5 protein-coding genes are annotated in these 4,117 nt (G+C 65.6%); 3 read left to right on the forward strand and 2 right to left on the reverse strand.

The features are described 5' to 3' along the window. Nucleotides 1–23: 23 nt before the first annotated feature. Entirely contained in the window at nt 24–179 is a 156-nt protein-coding gene (locus ID132_RS14200) for a hypothetical protein (RefSeq protein WP_235988559.1), read from the reverse strand. Between the two features lie 41 nt (nt 180–220). Here ID132_RS14200 and ID132_RS14205 point away from each other — a divergent pair, with 41 nt between their 5' ends. Further along, a complete protein-coding gene (locus tag ID132_RS14205; RefSeq protein WP_235988560.1) occupies nt 221–442 on the forward strand; it encodes a hypothetical protein in 222 nt (73 codons plus the stop codon). Nucleotides 443–720: 278 nt separating this feature from the next. Here the strand turns inward: ID132_RS14205 and ID132_RS12155 are convergent, their stop codons facing one another. Next, nucleotides 721–1,794 carry a 2,3-butanediol dehydrogenase gene (locus tag ID132_RS12155; RefSeq protein ID WP_125107461.1) on the reverse strand — a complete coding sequence of 358 codons (1,074 nt, stop codon included), beginning with the start codon at nt 1,792–1,794 and terminating at the stop codon, nt 721–723. Nucleotides 1,795–1,876: 82 nt separating this feature from the next. Between ID132_RS12155 and ID132_RS12160 the strand changes: the two genes are divergently transcribed. After that, complete coding sequence (locus ID132_RS12160) at nt 1,877–2,242, forward strand: hypothetical protein (RefSeq protein WP_193128749.1); 366 nt, start codon at nt 1,877–1,879, stop codon at nt 2,240–2,242. A gap of 211 nt (nt 2,243–2,453) precedes the next feature. Beyond that, entirely contained in the window at nt 2,454–3,305 is an 852-nt protein-coding gene (locus ID132_RS12165; protein WP_193128750.1) for an NmrA family NAD(P)-binding protein, read from the forward strand. Nucleotides 3,306–4,117: the final 812 nt, after the last annotated feature.

A 4,117-nucleotide genomic window follows, 5' to 3' on the forward strand; every position in this document is an offset into this window, starting at 1 on the left:
CACCGAATGTCCGAAGAGCCCCTTTACGCGACGTCGCGCGACGGCATGGCGCCGCGCATCTTCGGCCGCGTGAACAAGCGCACTGGTACCCCGATCGCGAACACCGTCATCGTCGGGTCGGCGGTCGCGGTGCTCGCCGGAGTGATCCCCATCAACTTCCTCGCCGAGATGACGAGCATCGGCACGCTCATGGCGTTCCTCGTCGNTCGCGATCGCGGTCATGGTGCTGCGCCGCCGCGAGCCCGGCCTCGACCGCAAGTTCCGCCTGCCGCTGCATCCGCTCATCCCCGTGCTCACGGTGGCCGGCTGCGTTTGGATTATCAAGGACCTTCGGCCCATCACCATCCTCATGTTCGCGCTCTGGACTGCCGTCGTGCTCGTCTGGTATTCCTGGTCGGGCGCAAGAATTCGGAGCTCGGTCGCCAACTCGAGACCGGCCTGATCGTGCTAGTCGGGCCTGGCAAGTATCGGGCGGGGGATGCTGCTGGCGAGGATGCTACTGCAGGGGATACTGCTGGCAACGGGGATGCGGCTGCTCGCGCCGCGGTTCTTCGGGGCCCGGACGCTGCGGAAGTGGATGCGATGCGCGCCGACGAGAGCGCGTTGGCCGAGAACCGGAACCGGAAGCCTCGCTCGTAACGACGCTCTCGGCCATAGGCGACCGCCGTTCGCCTGGCTAGCAGGGGGTTGAGTGGTCGTTTTNGCGTGCGAAAGCGTCGGTTACGACATGGAGACGAGGATCTTGACCTCGCTGCGGTCGTGGAGCAGTTTCTCGTAGCCGTCGGCGACGATGTCGTCGGCCTTGATGCGGCTCGTGATGAAGGGCTCGAGGTTGACGAGGCCCTCGTTGACGAGGCGAATCGACTCCGCGTGGTCATTGGCGTAGCCGATCGAGGATCCGAACACGCGATCCTGCATGGTCAGGGCGCCGACGATGTTGAGTTCGTACGGCTTCGTATGGATCGCGATTACCTCGAGTCGCCCGCCACCGCCGAGCACCGAAAGCAACTGGTCGACGACAACGCCGACACAGGCAGCGTCGAACGCGAACTGCGCCATCGCGCCGTCCGTTTCGCGGCGCACGACCTCGACTAGGTCTTCCTGCGCGGGGTTGACGACAACATCCGCGACCCCCGACTCGAGCGCCTTCTCACGCCGCAGATCCGAAACCTCGCTAACGATGGTCTTGAGACCGTACGCGCGCAGAACGGCTGCCGCGAGCAGACCGATCGGGCCGGCACCGCCGACGACAGCGACACTGCCGCGATCGCGTTCAGTCACGCCCGCGTGGCGAATCGCGTGCACCGCCACCGAGAGTGGCTCGATCAACGCGGCCTGGTCGAGCGGCATCTCGCCGACCTTGTGCACCCATCGCTGCTCGACAACGATGTGCTCTGATAGCCCGCCACCGAGGCCGGAAACACCGATGAACCCCATCTTTTCGCAGAGGTTGTACTTGCCAGCCTTGCACGCCGCGCAGGTGCCATCGACCATCAAAGGTTCGACAGCGACGCGGTCGCCAACGGCAATGTCGGTCACGCCTTCGCCTACTGCCTCGACGACGCCCGAGAACTCGTGGCCGAATCCGACGGGCAGCGTTTCGCCCGAGAGCGGATGCGGTGAGTCGGCTCCCGGCGCTGGCGCCATCGGGCCGTCGTGGAACAGGTGCAGGTCGCTACCGCAGATGCCGTTGAACGCTGGGGCGATCTTCACCGTGCCTGCTCGGACCTGGGGTTCCTCGATTTCCTCGAGTCGAACATCCTCTTTGCCGTAGTAACGAATCGCGCGCCTCAGGCCCTCGCAAACGTCGTGTATGTACTTGGAAGCGTACGAAATGCCGCTGAACAAATGCAGTCCGGGGTTTTACAATTTTCCCGTGAGAACTTCGATTACCCGACTCCGAGAACTGGCGAAACTCGAACGCGAAAGCAAGATTGAGCGCCGAGTTCGCGCGGGCGAAGACCCGGCGCACGTCGTCGCCGAGGAGCCCGACATCGACGAACTCACGGTGCTGATGATGCGCGACGAAGCCCTCGAGGAGCAGGGGCTGCACGCTGAATACCAACTCGCGCGCCTCGCCGCGCAGACACGTCAGGCTGGCGCCGCCGAGCTCGGCACGACCGCCGATGGCATCGACGCGAAGCTGTTCCGCCAGATCGCGCAGCGGCATCCGAGCCTGTCGCGGGCCGTGTGGACGTTGCTCGGTGACGTCGATCACCGGGGCGCTCCGGAAGGGTCGTAGACCGGCTCGCCCTTAGGCAATCGGCTCGCGCTTTCGCTGGGTCTCGCCTGCCGCATCCGTCGGCGAGATCTGTTGCCGCCATCGTCGCCGACCCGACCAGCGCATCCCGCAGGAAACTCGCGGGATATTTTTTAGTTGCAGTGGAATGCAACTCCAGGGTCAGTGGTTACCGTCTGTGGACCAGGCAACACCGCCAAAGAAGGAGTTCCGCATGACCATCGCAGTATTCGGCGCAACCGGCCAACTCGGCGCACACATCATTGACTCGCTCATCGCTCGCGGCACTGACGCCGGCAGCATCCGCGCGCTCGGACGCAACGCAGAGCGGCTCGCCCAGCTTGAGGCGAAGGGAGTGACGACCGCGCAGGCCGACCTCGACGACGCCGCCGCGATTGCCCCCGCGCTCGAGGGTGCCGAAACGGTCGTGCTCGTCTCGACGAGCGTCCCGGGCCAGCGCATGCCGCAGCACGCCAACGCGATCAACGGCGCGAAGGCCGCCGGCGCGCAGCACCTCATCTACACCTCGCTGCTTGCCGCCGACACGTCGGAACTCGCGCTCGCGGCCGAGCACGTCGCGACCGAGCAGCTCATCGCCGAGTCAGGCATCCCCGCGACGATTCTGCGCAACGGCTGGTACACCGAGAACCACCAGCAGGACTTCGAAATCGGCCGCTCGGGCACGATCGCGAACAGCGTCGGCGACGCCAAGCTCGCCACCGCGAGCCGCGTCGACTACGCCGAGGCTGCCGCGGTCGTGGCCACCGACGCGAGCCACGCGGGCAAGACGTATGAGCTCGCCGGCGACGAAGGCTGGACCTTCGCCGACTTCGCCGCGGTTGAATCGGATCTGCTCGGCCAGCCCGTCGTCTATCAGGCGATCTCGGCCGACGAGGACCGTGCACAGCTACTGGCGGCGGGCCTCGACGAGGGCAGCGCTAGCTTCGTCGCCGGCATGAATCAGGCGATCGCCGGCGGCGCGCTCGACAGCTCGTCGCGCGACCTGTCGCAGCTCATCGGCCGCCCGACGACGCCGCTGCGCGACGTGCTAGCTGCCTGGGTGTAACGCTCGGTTGGGCTTCGGGTCGCCCCGTCTCGCTTGGTTGCGAGGCGGGGCGGCGTTGTGTTTGAGGGCGGATGCGCGGGGCCTGGATCGGCGGCGTCGGCGCTGGCATCAGGCCAGCGTCGCGCCGAGCTGTTCGCTCGACAAAGCTCGGTCGGCGTATGTCGGCCGGATTGCGTTCGGGTCGGGGTTGCCAGCGTCTGGTGGCCGGTGCTGCAGTGGTAGTTGGCATATCTCGGTGACCCGGGAACTCGCGTGGTTGTGCTCCAACAGGTGGGCGATTACGGGCAGGTCTGAGTGAAGTGCTTCGCTCGATGGACCGTCATCGTTGCAACTCGAGTGGCAGTACCTCGTCCCTGCGCCTCGCGCCGAACTGAGCAGCCCACGTGCCCGAGGACGCCTTCGGTGGTTGGACCGCGAACAATCCACGCAGTCTGACCGCCGCGTTCCCATGCATCGACCCAGGACCTGACCACGGCAGCGGTGGTTGCGAGGTTCGAGTGTCGACCGGACGCGAGATGCTTCCAAACACGCGAATCGCCATAGATCTCGTAAATTTCTCGGATGTCGCTCACCGTTGGGGGTTGAGCCGAATGCCGCCAAGGGCCGACGTGTGCCCAAATTCGTCACTCATTACTCGATTATCTCGGTCAACGACACCGCTGCGGCGCCACATAGTATCTCGACGGATTGGTCCCCGCTCCGGCGGGCCACCAAGCCAGTGACGGTGAATTGGACTTCGCGAGCAGGTTCGGCGGGCGTGTGCAGCAAGCGACGTTGGACTGGCTCAGTCATGTCGGTGGCTCGGGTGACAA

The sequence above is a fragment of the Gulosibacter sediminis genome (assembly GCF_014904065.1).
GTDB lineage: Bacteria > Actinomycetota > Actinomycetes > Actinomycetales > Microbacteriaceae > Gulosibacter > Gulosibacter sediminis.